Annotated in this window: 8 protein-coding genes; 3 read left to right on the top strand and 5 right to left on the bottom strand. The window is 74.8% G+C overall.

Features of this window, described 5'->3' with window-relative positions; all coding sequences use genetic code 11:
* Positions 1-19 precede the first annotated feature (19 nt).
* The 5 genes from WMF11_RS41525 to WMF11_RS41505 are packed head-to-tail and all read right to left on the bottom strand — an operon-like array spanning position 20 to position 9,872.
* Positions 20-2,479, bottom strand: a complete 2,460-nt coding sequence (locus WMF11_RS41525) for a hypothetical protein (RefSeq protein WP_437974695.1) — start codon at positions 2,477-2,479, stop codon at positions 20-22.
* Positions 2,476-5,016 carry a type VI secretion system Vgr family protein gene (locus tag WMF11_RS41520; protein ID WP_437974694.1) on the bottom strand — a complete coding sequence of 847 codons (2,541 nt, stop codon included), beginning with the start codon at positions 5,014-5,016 and terminating at the stop codon, positions 2,476-2,478. Before WMF11_RS41520 ends, WMF11_RS41525 begins: the two co-directional genes overlap by 4 nt.
* Complete coding sequence (locus WMF11_RS41515) at positions 5,013-5,513, bottom strand: hypothetical protein (protein WP_437904621.1); 501 nt, start codon at positions 5,511-5,513, stop codon at positions 5,013-5,015. Before WMF11_RS41515 ends, WMF11_RS41520 begins: the two co-directional genes overlap by 4 nt.
* Positions 5,506-7,671, bottom strand: a complete 2,166-nt coding sequence (locus WMF11_RS41510; protein WP_437974693.1) for a type VI secretion system Vgr family protein — start codon at positions 7,669-7,671, stop codon at positions 5,506-5,508. The genes WMF11_RS41515 and WMF11_RS41510 overlap by 8 nt, the downstream gene beginning before the upstream one ends.
* Positions 7,668-9,872, bottom strand: coding sequence for a type VI secretion system Vgr family protein (locus WMF11_RS41505; protein ID WP_437974692.1), 2,205 nt, complete (start codon positions 9,870-9,872; stop codon positions 7,668-7,670). Before WMF11_RS41505 ends, WMF11_RS41510 begins: the two co-directional genes overlap by 4 nt.
* A gap of 334 nt (positions 9,873-10,206) precedes the next feature.
* Between WMF11_RS41505 and WMF11_RS41500 the strand changes: the two genes are divergently transcribed.
* The 3 genes from WMF11_RS41500 (at position 10,207) to WMF11_RS41490 (ending at position 15,772) form a co-directional block, all read left to right on the top strand.
* The gene (locus tag WMF11_RS41500; RefSeq protein WP_437974691.1) at positions 10,207-10,695 is read left to right on the top strand and encodes a hypothetical protein; all 489 of its coding nucleotides are present in this window, start codon (positions 10,207-10,209) and stop codon (positions 10,693-10,695) included.
* A gap of 522 nt (positions 10,696-11,217) precedes the next feature.
* Positions 11,218-11,607 (top strand): nuclear transport factor 2 family protein, encoded by a 390-nt coding sequence (locus WMF11_RS41495; RefSeq protein WP_437974690.1) that lies wholly within the window; start codon positions 11,218-11,220, stop codon positions 11,605-11,607.
* A gap of 94 nt (positions 11,608-11,701) precedes the next feature.
* Positions 11,702-15,772 carry an nSTAND1 domain-containing NTPase gene (locus tag WMF11_RS41490; RefSeq protein ID WP_437904616.1) on the top strand — a complete coding sequence of 1,357 codons (4,071 nt, stop codon included), beginning with the start codon at positions 11,702-11,704 and terminating at the stop codon, positions 15,770-15,772.
* The last annotated feature ends 51 nt before the right edge of the window (positions 15,773-15,823 follow it).

Below are 15,823 nucleotides of genomic sequence, written 5' to 3'. Positions count from 1 at the left end.
CCCGAGTTGCCCCCAGCCCTCAGCCCTGGCTCCGCGCCACCTTCAGGAACGCCGCCAGGTTCGCCTCCGCCCTCGCCCAGAAACCGCTCACGTCGACCGCGTCCGGCAGCCTCAGCCGTGCGCGCAGCTCGTTGACCCGCGCCTCCACCTCGAGGCGCGACAGCCTGCCCGACGCGCACTCCTCCACCGCCACCACGGTCGAGAACGCTCGCCCCCCGCGGTAACGCCCCCTCGGATCGAGCCGCAGCGCCGCGATCGCCTCCCGCCACGCCCCGGCCTCCAGCTCCCGCGCCTCCTCGACGACCGGCCCGAACAGCGTGCGCAGCGCCTCCGCCGCATCGTCCGCGAGCGCCTCGTCGTCGAGCTGCTGGATCATCCACCCGGCGCTCGCCGGGCAGCCGAAGCGCGCCACGGCGGAGAGCGCCGCGCGCGTCGGCCGGTGACGGCCGAGCAGGGCCTCTAGCCGAGGCCAGTCGCCCGGCTCCCCGGCCAGCGCGAACAGCTCCGCTGCGCGCAGGCCCACCCGCGCGCTCAGCGCCTCGTCGCGCACCAGCTCCACCTCGCCGCCGATCACGAGCACCCGCGCCGCCGACCAGGCCACGGCGGGGGATGCCTCTCCACACAGCTCCCGCAAGCGCTCGACGAAGCGCGCACGCTGCGCCGGCGGCAGCCGCTCGCAGCCCCAGATCCCGGCGCACACCACCGCGTCGTGCTCGTCGGCGAGCGCGGCGCCGATCCCTTCGATCGGCAGCTCGCCGCGCATCGAGCGCAGGTTCACGCCGGCAGCCCGCGCGATCGGGTGCGCCGACGCCGACAGCGCCCGCGCCAGCCCCGCGAGCCCAGGCCGCTCGACCAGCGCGAGCGCCTCGGCCACGGCGATCGCATGGTCCTCGGCGTCCTGCGGGAGCAGGTGCGCCGCCCGGTGGATCGCGGCGAGCGCATCGTCCCCCGCGAAGGCGGCGAGCGAGATCGCGCCCGCGAACGACTTCCACGGGTCGTCCATCCAGCGCTCCCAGAAGGCGGCGACCTCGATCAGCGCCCGAGGCCCCGCGGCCACGATCGCGTCGATCTGCCGGAGCATCCGCGCCTCCGTCTCCGGCAGCCACGAGCGCCGCCCCTCGACGCGATCCCGAGCGAGCGCGGCCACGAGCTCCGCGCAATGATCCACGACCGACGCGTAGAACCCCGCCAGCGTGACCTCGGTCACGCGCCCCGCGTCGAGCCGCACCAGCGGCGCGGGGGCGCTCTCGCGCGGCAGCTCCGGGAGCGCCGGCGCCACGTCGTTCGCCGCCGCGATGCTCGCCGCCGCCGCGCCCGCCTCCCTGGCGCCCTCCTCGAGCCACGCCTCGTCTTCCGGCTCCTCCGCTTCGATCGGCGACGGGACGAACGCCTCCCGCTCCACCCCCCGCGCGATCACCGCCCCCGAGAGCGGCATCATCACCGGAAGCGCCCCCTCCGCTCCCGCCGCGACCTTGCCCGCTCCCGTGCGGTGCGCGGCGCCGAGCGCGATCCCGCGGGTGCCATCGCGGGAGATCGCCCAGGCCACGAACGACCTCCCGGCCTCGGCCGGCGCCGCGCCGTGCCGGAGCGTCGCGAAGGCGCAGGCGAGGCCCATCACGCCCGCCGCGGCGCCGAGCTCGCCGATCTCCGCCTCGAGGCAGCGATCGAAATAAGTCGGCGAGAGCCGCTCCGCGCACCGCGCCGTCGTGAACTGCCACTCTCGGCACCGGAGCGCGCCAGCACGCCCCTGCCCGAAGACGGCCTGGATCGGCCCGGCAGCGGCAGGCAGGCTGCGGAGGAGCCCGGTCATCGCCGCCGCGTCGACGGGCTCGTCGTCCTCGTCGGTCGCGCGCCCCGGCGCGTGCCGGCTCGCGACGATCTCTCCCACGGCCGCCGCCCCCCACCGCGACGCCTGCTCCGCGGAGGCCACGAGCAGCGCCCCCGCGCCCTCGGACGGCGGCGGCGGCGCGAGCAGCCACGGGCTCTCCGGCCTCCGCCGCCGCTCGGCGAGCGCGTCCACCCCGGCGTACGAGTCGACGCCGACGAGGAGCGCGGCGCCGCCCGCGCCGCCCGCGAGCAGCTCCGCGATCCGCGCCAGCGCCGCGAACGCGCCCGCCGCCCCGGTGAAGCGCTGCGCCGCGGGGCCGAGCGCGCGGGCCAGCTCCGAGAGCGCTCCCTCGGGCAACCCCGGCCGTGGCGCCGGCGTCATGACGAACCGCGGGATCCCCGCCGCCTCGTTCCCGGGCACCACAGCGAGGGCCTCGGCGACGGCGCCTCGGGCGAGCGCGAGGAGGCGGCCCGCGTCGGCCTGCGAGGGCCTGATCCACGGGCAGTAGCGCGCGTCGATCCGGCGCCCGTCGGGCCCGACGAACGGCGACGGCGGGGGCGGCGGCGCCCCGGCGCGCGGGAAGAAGACGTGATCGCGCGCCGAGGCGCCGGCGGGCGAGACGAGGCCGAGGCCGAGCACGGTGAGCCTCATCGGTGCGTGAGCGAGCCCGACTGCTTCGAGCTCCCGGTGATGGTGATCGAGGGGGACTTGATCGTGACGCCCGCCGGCGTCGCCGAGATCTCGGACGCGCCGCACCGGAAGGTGATCGGGCTGCCGCCGAGCTTCAGGTTCCCGCTCACCTCGAGCGTCAGCGCGCTCTTCGCGGTGAGCGTGTACGAGCCGCCCGCGCTGATCTTCAGCGCGCCCTTCACGTCCGAGGTCATGGCCCCCGCGACGCTCCGGGTGATCGCCCCCCGGCTGCCGATGTTCAGCGAGCCGAGCCACTCGCCGAGGCCGCCGCCCACCTGGAGGCCGGCGCTCGCAGCGCTGCTCGTGTGGCTCCCGTTGATCACGGTCGTCGCGGGGCCAGCGGTCACCCACGAGACGGGGCCCGGCGTGGTCAGCGCGTAGAGGGCGCCCACCGCCTCGGTGTACGAGCCGCTCGCGACGACGCTGCGGTGGCCCGGGCCGGGGCCCGCCGGCCCGCCGCCTGCGCCGCTCGCCCCCGCGGCCCCGCCGCCCGGCGCCGCCTCGCCCTGCGCGGGCCGTCCGTGATCCCACGGCATCGGGCTCGACGACCCCTTCACCGCCGCCAGGATCGCCTCGCCCCCCGGCAGCAGCGACATCGCGCTGCCCGCCGCGCTGTCCTTGATCGCGGCGAGCGCGCCCTCCGCGCCCTTCGCCTGGTAGCCCTCGTAGGCCGCGCGCGACGCGCCCATCGCCGACGCCGCGATCTGCCCGGCGGCGCCCCGCGCGCTCACCTTCGACAGCAGCGCGGACGCGGCGAGGTTGGCCGCGCCCTTCACGGGGTTGCCGGCCTGCTCCACGAGCATCCCCCCCACCACGGCCGTCTCGGCGCCGACCTCGCTCACGAAGTTGCCCCCCGCGCTCTGGCGCTGCGCGCCGCCCACCGTCACGCTGCGGGAGCCGTAGCCGCCGATGTACCCGAGGTGCACCGAGGTCGACTCGTCGCCCCCGATCTCGGCCTGCAGGGCAGCGCCGACCTGGAGATCTTCGTTCTTCAGCGTCTGCGCCTCGTGATCGCCCCCGACCGTCGTCTCCTTGGCGAAGGGCGCGTGCACGAGGACGTGCTCGCGGCCGGCCGCGTCGTCCATCTGGAACACCGTCCGCGCCCCCCCGCCGGGCGAGCTGTCGGTCGCGATCGAGGTCACCGTCTTGTTCGCCGGCAGCGCGAGGGGCGGCCGCTGCTTCTCGTTGTACGAGCGCCCGAGCACCACGGGGCGATCCGGATCGCCGTCCTCGAACATCACGAAGACCTCCCAGCCCACGCGCGGCAGGAGCATCGGATCCGGCAGCTGCGGCTGCGCCACCCGCACGGGCAGGCTGCTCCGCTGGTCGCCCTCGCCGTGCAGATCCCAGTGGAAGCGGAGGTGGACGCGGCCGAGCGGGTCGGGGTGGATCTCCTGCCCGCGCTCCCCCGTGACCCATGCCGACTGCACCCCGGCGATGCGCGGCCTCGGCGTGACCTTCGGCAGGCGGAACGGCACGCTGGCCGGGATCGCCCCGACGCTGGCGCGGAGGACCCCGTCGCCCGCGTCCCAGCGCAGCGCGACGTCGGTCACCACGCAGTCGCCCGCCGCCTGGACGACGCCGTGGTGGTCCGGCGCCTCCACGAGGCGGCAGCGCGCGCCGGGCGAGAGCGCCAGCGCGTTGCTGTCGAACGACAGGCGCGCGGCCTCGGCGCGCAGCGACTCGAGCCGGATCCGCGCGCGCGCCGCGCCCTCCGCCGGCGAGGCGAAGCCGCCGGGCGCCTCGTAGACCTCCACCTCCCGCTCCGCCTCGACGCCGCCCGAGGCTTCGGCCTCGAGCGAGAGCCGGGGCTGATCGGGGCTGTGGTCGCGGAGGACGACCTTGCCGGCCGCGCGCCGGAGCCGCCGCGCCGCGTCCACCGCGACGGGCCCCGGCTCGTCCAGCGTGCTGCGCGTGACCAGCGCGACGCCGCCCGGGTAGGCGTCCTCGGCGGAGGCGGAGTCGTCCTCGAGGACGAACACCTCGCCCTCGCCGTCGTCCTCGAACCGGAAATACAGCCCGTGCTCCTCGCAGATCCGCCGGACGAACGCCGCGTCGCTCTCCTGGTACTGCACGACGTAGCGGCGCTTCGGGTAGGACGCCGCGAGCCGCTTGCGCACGGTCCTGTAGCCGCCCCCTCGCACCACCTGCTCGACGATCTCCGGCGCCGTCATCTCCTGGAACGTGCGCGCCCTCCGCGTGAGCGCGAGCAACGCGAAGCGCGACGCGAGCGTGAGCCGGTAAGCCCGCAGGTGCTCGTGATCGCTCGCGATCACGGCGAACCGGGTGACGACGCCGAGGAACGTCCGGCTCCCCGTGGGCGCGTCGATGGCGAGCCGCCCCGCCTTGCGGAGCGCGCTCCCGGGCGCGACGAGCGCGTCCCTCGGTCCATGGAGATCGATCTCGAACGCCGAGGCCTCCCCGAGCCGCTCCACGCCGCGGACGCGCGACGGCGAGAGATCCGGATCGCCCTCGATCGTCAGCGCGACGCCGCTCATGGCAGCTCCACCCGCGCCGAGAAGATCCGCACGAGCGCCGCCATGTCGATCACCAGCCGGTCGCCCTCGATCCGCACAGCGCCGCCGGGCTCGATCCGGAGGCTCGATCCCGGCACCTCGAGCTCCAGCGTCTCCCTGGCGCGGAGCCGGAGGTGGCGGGCGTCGAGCGCCAGCGTGCCGTGCGCGTCCGGCGCCGGCGCCGAGGCCGTCTGGAGCGCGCCCAGGATGGCGACGCCCCCGGGCGCGTCCGCGAGCACGACGGTGCGGCCCTCGCGCATGCACTCCTCGATGAACGCGGGCGAGACGCCGGCGGCGAGCGTCGCGAGGAGCCGGCGCCCGTCGCTCGAGCGCACCTGGAACGCGGGGCGCGCGTCGCTCTCCTGGCCGCGCGCGGCGATCATCTCCACGACCCCCGGGTGGAGCCCGGGGCCGAGGGGCTTCGCCTCGCCCCGCGCGGGGCGGGCGGCCGATTGCTGGACCGTGCGTGACCTAGCCATAGCGATGAACCCCTTCCTCCACGCTCGAGGTCGGGCCCTCGAGCTTGCCCGAGATGGTGATGGATCCGGGGGTCATGGTGATCGTCACCCCCTGCGCCTTGATCGTCAGCTTCGCGGCCGCCTCGACGGCGATCTCGGCGCCGGCGATGTCGGCGGCGCCCCGCGAGGTGGTCGTGACCTTGCCGAAGCTCTCCGCGACGTCGCCTCCCGCGGTGACGCTGCGCGAGCCGAAGCTCTCCGCGTAGAGCCCCCGCACGGTGAGGCCGTAGGAGCCGGCGTCGATGGTCTGCGCGCCCGAGACCTTCACGATCGCCGCGCCGGCCACGCCCACCGACTCCGACGGGCCGGCGGTGGTGCTCACCGAGCCGCCGACGAGCAGCGTCGAGGCGCCCTTGACGAACACGCTCTGGTGCTCGACGCCGACCTCCTGCTTCGCGCCGCCCACCATCCGGACGAAGCTCGGCGTCACGGTGAGGTAGTCGCCGCCGGCGCGGATCACGCGGGCGCCCCCCACGGTGATCGCCTCGGAGGCCGCCTTCAGCCCGTAGTTCGAGTCGACCGCCACCTTGCGCTCGCCGCCTACCTCGAGCGACAGCGCGCCCGCCACCTTCTCGACCCGCCGCTCCTTGACCTCGACCGTCCGGGCGCCGCCGACCACGCGCTCGGATCGCCCGGCGATCTCGGTCCGCTTGTCGTTCTCGGTCCGCTCCCGGTAGTCGCCCGACGTGTCGAGCCCGAGGCGCTCGTTCCCGGCCTCGTCGCTGATCCCGACGCCGCTGCCGCCCGAGCCGCCGGGGGTCGCCCGCGTGCCGAGGCGGGTCTCGACCTTCTTCGCGGGCAGCGCGGCGGGCGGCGCCTGGACGGCGTTGTACAACCGGCCGAGGATCACGGGGATCTCCCCGCCCCGGTCGCTGAAGCCGACGAGCTCCTCCCAGCCGACCCGCGGGTTCAGCATCGCGCCCGAGAGCTGCGGCTGGGTCACCCGGGCGAAGCCGGAGCTCCGGTCGTCTGAGGTCTCGCACGTGCCCCGGCGATCCCAGCGGAGCCGGAGGCGGCTGCGGCCGTGCTCGTCGAGGGCGATCTCCTTGCCCGGCGGCCCGGTGACCACCGCGGTCCCGGCGCCGCCGCGAGGCTCGGGGGCCCGGCGCGCCGGGCGGAAGCCGTCGCGCGCCGGGACCGCCTCGAAGCGAGCGCGGTAAGCGAGCTCCTCCGGACCCGGCTCGGCCCTCGCCTCGTGCGCGACGGCGAGCACGAGCCAGCGCGCGTCGCCGAGCTCCTCGGGCGGGTCGGTCACCTCGACGATCTCGCCGGCGCGGAGCTCCGGCGCCGTGGCCTCGCCCTCGAGCGATGTCGCCCCGGCCCGGCGCTCGGCGAGGCGGATCGCCGCGAGCTCGCGGCCCGCGTCCGGATCGTCGAGGCCGCCCGGGACCTCGTACCACTCGAGCGCGCCCTCGCCCGAGGCGCCGCTCAGATCGAGCATCGGCCGCGTGAAATCGTACGCCTTGAGCGCGACCTTCTCGACCGCCACCCGCCTGCGGATCCGCGCCGCGGTGAGGGCTCGCCCGGGGACGAGCCCCGCCTCGTCGCGCCACGGGATCGCCGCGCCCGTGTCGAGGAACGTCTCGGGCGCGTCGGCGACGTGGAGGAGCGCGGGATCGCCGTCGTCCGGGAACCAGCTCATGCCCTCCTCGGCGAGGAGGCGAGCGCAGAAGCCGAGGTCGCTCTCGAAGACCTGCGCGCAGTGGGGCCGCTTCGCCGCCGCGCGGCGGGCGCGGAGGTCGAGGCGGACGCCGTGATCGCCGAGGACGCGCGCCGCGATCTCGGTTGCGCTCTCGTCGACGAAGACCCGGTAGTCGCGCGTCTCGTCGAGCCGGGCGACCGGCGAGGCGAGGGTCACGCGCGCGTGGGCGTCGCGCTCCTCGACGGCCTCCACCGCGAGCGCGAAGCGCCGCTCGACGCCGTGGAAGCGCAGCGTGAGCGTCGCGGCGCGCCCGATCAGATCGAGCGCCGCGAGCTCGGCGGGCTCGCCGCCCACGAAGGCGGCGCAGCGCGCGTGGGCCACCGTCGGGGCGCAGGCGCGCTCCTCGACCTGGCACGCGTGGACGCGGAGCTCGGCGTCCACGCCGGGGATCTCGAGCAGGATCGGTCGCTCGCTCACTTGCCCGCCTTTCCGCTGGCGCGCCGGGTCGTGCCGCCGTCCACGTGGGTGACGCCGCCGGTCGTCTTCAGCTTGCCGCCGCCCAGGCTCATCGTGCCCGCCGCGATGCTGCCGCTGGCCTGGATCGTCACCACCGGCGCGCTGATCGACACCTTCCCGCCCGCGCCGATCGACACCTTCCCGGCCGTGATCGTCCCGATCGACGCCTTGACGCCGACGTTCCCCGCGGCCCGCTCGTGCACCGCGCCCGCCTGGCTCCGCTTGCCGCCGTTGATCGACTCGGCGTAGCTGCTGCAGCGGATCGTCCGGGAGCCGCGGCAGGCGTAGGTGCGCGCCCCCGCGACCGACTCCGTGACGCCGAGGCCGCTCGCGATCGACGTCGTCCCGAGCACCACCCGGGCGCAGCCGCCGCTCACGTTGACGTTCGACTGGTTGCAGAGCAGCGCGTAGCCGGCGCCCACGACCTCGACGCACGACCCGCTCGCCAGCACGGCGCGGTTGCCGGTGACGTCGACGAGCTCCGCCCCGCCGACGAGCTCGGAGCTCGCCCCCTCGACCGAGAGGAGCATCTCCTGCCCCACGTCGACGCGCTGGGTCGCCCCGACGCGCGCGGCGTGGCTCCCGAGCACGTTGCTGGTGAGCGACAGGCCGACGACCTGCGCGTCGTCGCCGTCGATCCGCGTCGTCTCCGGGCCGCCGACCTTGACCGAGAGATCCCGCGAGGCGTGGATCGAGAGCGCCTCCGCGCCCGCGTCGTCGACCATCGTGATCCCCTGGGTCTCGCCGCTCCTCGGGGTGGTCCACGACTGGAGCGCGGTCGTCGCCGACGCCGCCGGGAGCGGGAACGGCGCGACGGCAATCGCGTTGTAGGCGCGCCCGAGGACGAAGGGGCGATCCGGCGAGCCGTCGAGGTAGCCGACGTGGACCTCCCAGCCCACGCGGGGCAGGAACATCGAGGCGCCGAGCGGGTGCTGGAGGCAGCGGATCCAGTGCGAGGCGCGGTCGTCCGCGATCCCGGAGCGATCCCAGAGGAAGCGCAGCTTGATCCGGCCGAGATCGTCGACGTGGATCTCCTCGCCGGGCGGCCCCGTGATCACCGCGCCGTCGATGTGCTCCACCGCGGGCGCCGGGCGGATCGCGGGCCGGAAGGGCGGGTGATCTCCGCCGTCCGCGGCCTTCGTGGGCCTGAGCGCGATCCGGTTTCCGTAGGGCGTGGCCGCGCCGCCGTCGCGGCTCGGCCTCGCGTAGCGGTGGGAGAGCTCGGCGACGAGCATCCTCTGCTCGAAGAGGTCCGCCCCCGCGCCCGTGATCTCCACGAGGCGCCCTGGCCCGAGGCGGATGCAGTCGCTCTCCCCCGTGACGGTGACCTTGTCGCGCTGCAGCTGCTCCAGCCGCCGCCTGGCCCGCGCCTTCGCGGCCTCGGCCGTGGGGACGCCGGCCGGCACCTCGAGCCACGCGAGCTCACCCTCGCCGGCGTGGCCGTCGACGTAAACGTCCGGGTGCCGCACGTCGAAGTCACGCACGGTGACCCGATCGACCACGGCCTGCTCCTCCCACTCGAGCGACGAGAGGGCGCGCGCGCCGAGCTTCGCCCCCCGGGCCCCGGCGTAGGGGAGCGCCGCGCCGCCCTCGATCCCGTCGTGGGAGCCGTTGCCGTCGCCGAGGACGATGCGGTGCTCGCCCTCGGCCGTCGTGTCGAACCAGTACGAGATCCCCTCGTCGGCCAGCAGGCGCTCGATGAACGCCCACTCCGCCTCGGCGTACTGGACGCACTGGGTCCGCACCGGGTACGCGCCCGCGAGCCGCGGCTCGATCGCCGCCGCCGGGATGCCCGCGCCCGCCATCACCTCGGTCACGACCTGCTCGGTGGTCTTCTCCACGAAGACCCGGTAGCCGCCGCGCAGCGTGAGGAGCCATGGAGGATCCGAGAGGCGGAGCGCGTAGATCCGCTCCCGGCCGCGGCGGAGATCGCAGCTCGCCTCGACGACGAGGAGGCGGACGAGCCGCTCGGAGCCCTCGGCGGGATCGACGAGCGCGAGCGTCGCCGGGGCGCGGAGGAGCGCCGCGAGATCCACCTCGCCGGGGACGGCGACGCGCACCTCCCAGGACGAGAGGGCATCCATGGCCTCGCGCCCCGCGACCTCCAGCACGACGCACTCACCGAGCGGCTCGCAGGCGAGCCGGACGTCGACGTCGCTCATGGCTCCCAGGTCCGTGAGCCACGGGGGAGGCCGGCGTCGTTCCGCGGGGATCTGCGCATGTTCGCTGCCACCTCGAGATCGCTCCTGGCCACGCGAGGTCGCCGTGGCCGGTGTAGACAAGAGCCGCAACACCGTAACAGAGCAGATCTGCGCGCCCCTTGGCCAGCCCGTCGCGCGGCGTCGGGCGGCGGACCGCCCGGGGAACGCTCGGATCGGCTCGAGGATGCACGCGGGGCTCGTCCTCGGAGGGCGGCACGACCATGCCCGCCGGCCGTCCTGAGTCTCCGGGTCCCCGGCGCACCCAGGCTCACGCAATTACGCGAGTTCTGCCGGAATGATCTCTCTATTTCTGCCGAACAGAGTGGTTAATTCAAGTGCGCTTGTGCCCGAGCTGGTGCCGTTCCTGGTGGCGCGCTCGGGACGGGCCCTGGACGATTTCGCCCGGTGGGTCGCACCGCGGCGGGAAGTGGAATGGGTGCTCTCCATGCTACAGTACATGCCGATGTCACCGTGGACCCAGGAGGAATTGAAGCGGCGGTTCGCTCGCTCGGATGATCCGGAGATCGAGGCGCGCCGGCAGGGGATCCTGCGCACCTTGCTCGCGGATAGCCCGGAGGTGAAGGAGGAGCTCATCGAGGAGGCCCAGCAGGAAGGCCGGCTGACCGAGGCGCGCGCCGCGCTGCGCACGGTGCTGGCGCGGCGTGGGCTCGCGCTCCGTCCCGCGCTGGAGGCGCAGATCGACGGCTGCGTCGACATGCCCACGTTGCACCGATGGCTTGAGCAGGCCGTGACCGCGGACGGCGCCGAGGAAGCGCTGACGTAGATCGCGACACCTCGCGGCAGCCGCCTCCTCCAGCTTGACGAGGGAAACACCGACTGCCTATGGCACGGGACAGCAATTGGGCCGCTGCGGCCACACCCTCTATGGGATCAACCGCCACCACCTCGCGCTCCTGGAGATCTACATCGCCTGTCCCCTGCGCGAGCGCCTGCGGATGCATTGGGCCGACCGCGACTACCTGGCCACGCTGCCCCGGTGGATGTGCCTTGCCAGGAACCGCAACAGGGTTCTCCGCGGTATACGGGCCTTACGGAACAAAATCGTTGATTCATGATCGGGTCGATGGCCACGCGGTCGACGCGGCCTCATGGACCGAATTGAACGATGCGCCTGTTCGCGCGCTCCGCGATTCGCCCCAAGGCCTTCGGATCCCCCCAGGCCGCCGCCGTCCGATGCCCGCGATCCTGCCGGCGCAGTCCGCCACGCCGCGCCTCGTCGCGTCCTGACTTCACCGTCGACGGCGTCGGGGCGCACGGGTAACACTGCGTGGAGCCGCGGACCTCCATGACCGACGAACACCCCGCCTTCGAGCAAGCCATCCGTGACGTCATGGAACGCCGCGCCCGCGCCCTGGTGACGCGCGACCTCGCCGAGCTCGCGCTTCTCCTCGCAGACGACTTCTCTTACGTCAATTCCCAGGGGGCCCTCTGGGGGAAGGCCGAGTACCTGGCGGCGGTCGAGGGGGGCGCGCTGCGCTGGAGCGCGCAGGCCGCGGAGGAGGTCAGCGCGCGCAGCTACGGCGAGCTCGCCGTTGTGACCTGCGTGGTGCGCGACGAAGGGACCTGGCGTGGCGAGCCGTTCAGCGCGCGGTTCCGCTCCACGCAGATCTATGCGCGCCGCGAGGGCGTGTGGCGCTACATAGCGGGCCAGTCGACGGGTCTGGGCCAGGGTTGAGCGCGGGTGGACTGCGCGGCGTCGGGCGGTGGACCCCACGGGGAACGCTCGGCTCGAGTATAGTCCCCGGGCGCTTGGCGCGAGGCGGGCCCTCGTGAAAGAGAAGATTGCTCCAACCCTCTCGCAGGCCATCCTGCGCCCCGGCGGCGCGGAGACGCGGCCGCAGGCGGGCGACCCCCTGCCGCCGTCGAGCGTAGGCCCGGAGAGCCTCGCCCCGTCGAGCTTCGGCCCGGACAGCCCCGGCCCGTCGAGCTTCCACCCGCCGAGACGGTTCGAGGAGTACCGGCTCCTCCAGAAGCTCGGCAGCGGCGGCATGGGCGACGTCTACCTCGCGCACGACACGCTGCTCGACCGCATGGTCGCGATGAAGTTCATCCGCGCGGCGACCGCGGACGCCGAGGTGCGCGCGCGGCTGCTCGCCGAGGCGCGCGCGGCCGCCCGCATCCAGCACCCGAACGTCGTCGCCATCTTCCGCGTGGGCGAGCTCCGGGGGCGGCTGTTCGTCGTCTCGGAGTTCGTCCGCGGCCAGAGCCTCGACCGCGTCGACATCCCGATGCCCTCGCGCCGCGTGCTCGAGCTCGGGGCGGGCCTTGCGCGGGGCCTCGCGGCCGCCCACCGCCGGGGGGTGCTGCACCTCGACATCAAGCCGGCCAACGCGGTGCTCACCGCGGAGGGCGAGGCGAAGCTCCTCGACTTCGGCCTCGCAAAGCTCCTCGAGCCGGCCGCGCGGCCCGACGCGCGCGGGGCGCGATCCGACATCCACGGAGGGCGATCCGACGTCCCTGGAGGGCGATCGGACATGCCCGGAGGGCGATCCGACGCGCTCGGCGCGGACGCGCTCTCCGGCGGCGAGGCGCTGCGAGGAGCGCAGGGCGACGCCGACGCGGCGATCGCGCCCGGCGATGAGCCGCTCGAGGGCGAGTTCCGCGAGGCGGCCGAGATGGCGGCGCGCCTCCTCGACGTGACGACGAGCGTCGGCGGCGGCACGCCCCACTACCTGCCGCCCGAGCTGTGGCGCGACGAGCTCGCGACGCGCCGCTCCGACGTGTACTCGCTCGGCGCGCTGCTCTTCGAGCTCTGCGCCGGCGTCCCGCCGCACGACGACGTGCCGATGACCGAGCTGCCGCTCGTCGTCCAGACCGAGGCGCCCCGGCCCCTCGCCGCCCTCGCGCCGGGCGTCGATCCGCGGCTCGCGGCCGTCATCGAGCGCTGCCTCGAGATCGACCCGGCCGACCGCTTCGCCTCGGGCGACGAGCTGCGCGACGCGCTCGAACAGCTGCTCGCCAGGAACCGCCACGCCTCCGTCGCCCCGGAGGGCAACCCCTACCGCGGGCTCCTCGTCTTCGATCTCGAGCACCGCGCGGTGTTCTACGGGCGCAGCTCCGAGACGGGGACGATCCTCGACCGGCTCCGCTCCGAGCCCATGATCGTCGTGGCCGGCGACTCGGGCTCGGGCAAGTCCTCGCTCTGCCGCGCCGGCGTGCTCTCGCTCGTGCTCGAGGGCGCCCTCGGCGGCGGGCGCGCCTTCCAGGCGGCCATGATGGTGCCCGGCAGGCACCCGCTCGCCGCGCTGGCCGCCGCGCTCGAGCCGGTCCTCGGCGCGCCCGCCGAGCGCATCGCCGAGGCCGTGCGCGCCGCGCCGGGCTCGCTCGCCCGCGACCTCCGCGCGCGGCTCGGCGAGCGCGGCGGGCTCGTGCTGTTCATCGACCAGATGGAGGAGCTCGCGACGCTGAGCAGCCCGGGCGAGGCGGCGCTCGTCGGCGAGGTGCTCAGCGCCTTCGCGGCGCGCTCGCCCTCCCTGCGCCTGCTCGCCACGGTGCGCGGCGACTTCCTCGCGCGCGTCGCCGGCATCTCCGGCCTGGGCGACGACATCGAGCGCGCGCTCTACCTGCTCCGCCCGATGTCGGCGGACAAGCTCCGCGAGGCCATCACCGGGCCGGCGCTGGCCAAGGGCGTCGCGTTCGAGTCCGACGCGGTCGTCGACGCGCTCGTCGAGTCCACCGCGCGCGCCGAGGGCGGGCTGCCGCTCCTCCAGTTCGCGCTCGCCGAGCTCTGGGACGCCCGCGCCGCGCCCGACGCGCCGCTCAGCAGCGCCGATCTCGCGCAGATCGGCGGGGTCGAGGGCGCGCTCGCCCGCCACGCCGATCGCGTGCTCGGCCGCATGCCGCCCGACGTCCACGCGGCCGCGCGGCGGCTGCTCGGCGCGCTCATCACCCCGCAGGGCACGCGGGCGCGGCGCGCCGAGGGCGAGCTCGCGGAGAAGGGCGGCGACGGGGCGGCGCGCGCGGCGCTCGACGCGCTCGTGCAGGGCCGCCTCCTGTTCGCCCGCGAAGGCGAGCAGGGGACGGTCTACGAGATCGCCCACGAGGCCCTGATCCACGGCTGGGGGACGCTGCGCCACTGGCTCGAGGAGCAGCGCGAGCAGCGCGCGACGCGCCAGCGCCTCGACGCCTCGGCTGCCGAGTGGGAGCGGCTCGGCCGGCGCCGCGACGCGCTCTTCAGCGCGCGTCAGCTCAAGGAGGCGAAGGGCCTCGACCCGGCCGACCTGCCGCCGCGCGAGGCGGCGTTCCTGAGGGCGTCGCGGCGCGCCGTCCTGACGCAGCGCGCGGTCCGGTGGGCCCTCGTCGTGGGCGTCCCGCTCGTCGCCGCGCTGCTCTACGGCACGCTGGAGCTCAGGGCGGCGCGCCAGCTCGCCGCCCGGGCGGACAGGAAGATCCACGAGGCCGCGCTCACCTCGGCCGCCGCGGCGCTCGAGAGCGCCCAGGCCGACGTGCTCCGCGTGGAGGCGCTCTCGGCCTTCGATCGCCGGCGCCGCGACGAGGGGGAGGCGCTCTGGGAGCTCACGCGCAGGCGCGCCGCCGAGGCCGAGCGGCTGCAGCTGCAGGTGAGCCAGAAGCTGGAGGCGGCGCTCACGCTCGACGGCGCCCGCAACGACGCGCGCGAGCGGCTCGGCGACGTGCTCTACGAGCGCGCGCTCGCCGCGGACGCGCGCGGCCACGCCTCGCTGCGCGACGAGCTGCTCCAGCGCATGACGACGTACGATCCCGACGGCGCGCGCCGGCAGCGATGGAATGCGCCCGCGGAGGTCGCCATCGAGACCGATCCCCCCGGCGCGGACATCACGCTGGAGCGGTACGAGAGCGACGCGGAGGGGCGCCGGCAGCTGACCGGCCAGCGCCTCCTCGGGACGACGCCCTTCGCGAGCATCGCGCTCGCGCAGGGCTCCTACCTGCTCACCTGCGAGGCGCGGAATCGCACCATCGTGCGTTATCCGTTCCTGGTCCAACGCGGAGAGTCATTGAAGCTCTCCATCCCGCTGCCGCACGCCGGGGACGTTCCTCCCGGGTACATCTACATCCCGCCGGGCCGGTTCCTCTTCGGCGCCGCCCTCGACGACATGTACCGGTGGGCGTTCCTCTCCACCGTTCCTCTCCACGAGATCCGCACAGGCGCGTACCTGATTGCGCGGCACGAGACGACGTTCCAGGAGTGGCTCGACTACATCCAGGAGCTCCCCAAGGAGTCCCGCGGCAGCTCGTCCATCCAGGCGGGCAACGGCGCCATGACAGGCGCCCTGGGGCTGCGCCGCCTGCCAAACGGTGTGTGGCAGCTCACGATCCAGCCCACGATCCAGGCGTATACCGCGCGGGCGGGAGAGCCGCTCGTGTACCCATCGCGGGCGGTCCGCGCGCAGCAGGACTGGCTTCGTTTCCCTGTCACGGGCATCTCCTTCGCTCAGGCCACCGAGTATGCCGCGTGGCTCCACAGGACAGGCCGCGTGCGCGGAGCCCGCCTCTGCACCGACTACGAGTGGGAGCGCGCGGCGCGGGGCGCCGACAGCCGCATCTTCCCGCACGGGGACAGGCTGTCTCCCGGCGACGCCAACTTCGATGAGACCTACGGCAAGGAGAGCTCCACGATGGGGCCGGATGAGGTGGGCTCGCACCCCGCCTCACGTAGTCCGTTCGGGGTCGATGACATGGCGGGGAACGTGCTGGAGTGGGCCATTTCTTCGATCGAGACCGACAAAGTGCTGTTGCGAGGTGGTGCTTATATCTATGATCAAACCTCGGTCCGAAGTGACAACCGGACCGTCGTTGATGGCACCTTCCTCGACCCGGTGATCGGGCTCCGCATCTGCGCCTCGTTCCCTCCACCACCGTGAAGGCGACGAGGCCTGCGGCGCTCGCGCCGACGCGGGCTTCCTCGCTCGCGT

The organism is Sorangium sp. So ce295, from assembly GCF_051527405.1.
In the GTDB taxonomy this organism is placed as follows: Bacteria; Myxococcota_A; Polyangia; order Polyangiales; family Polyangiaceae; genus Sorangium; species Sorangium cellulosum_B.
This window is presented reverse-complemented; position numbering and strand designations above follow the sequence as displayed.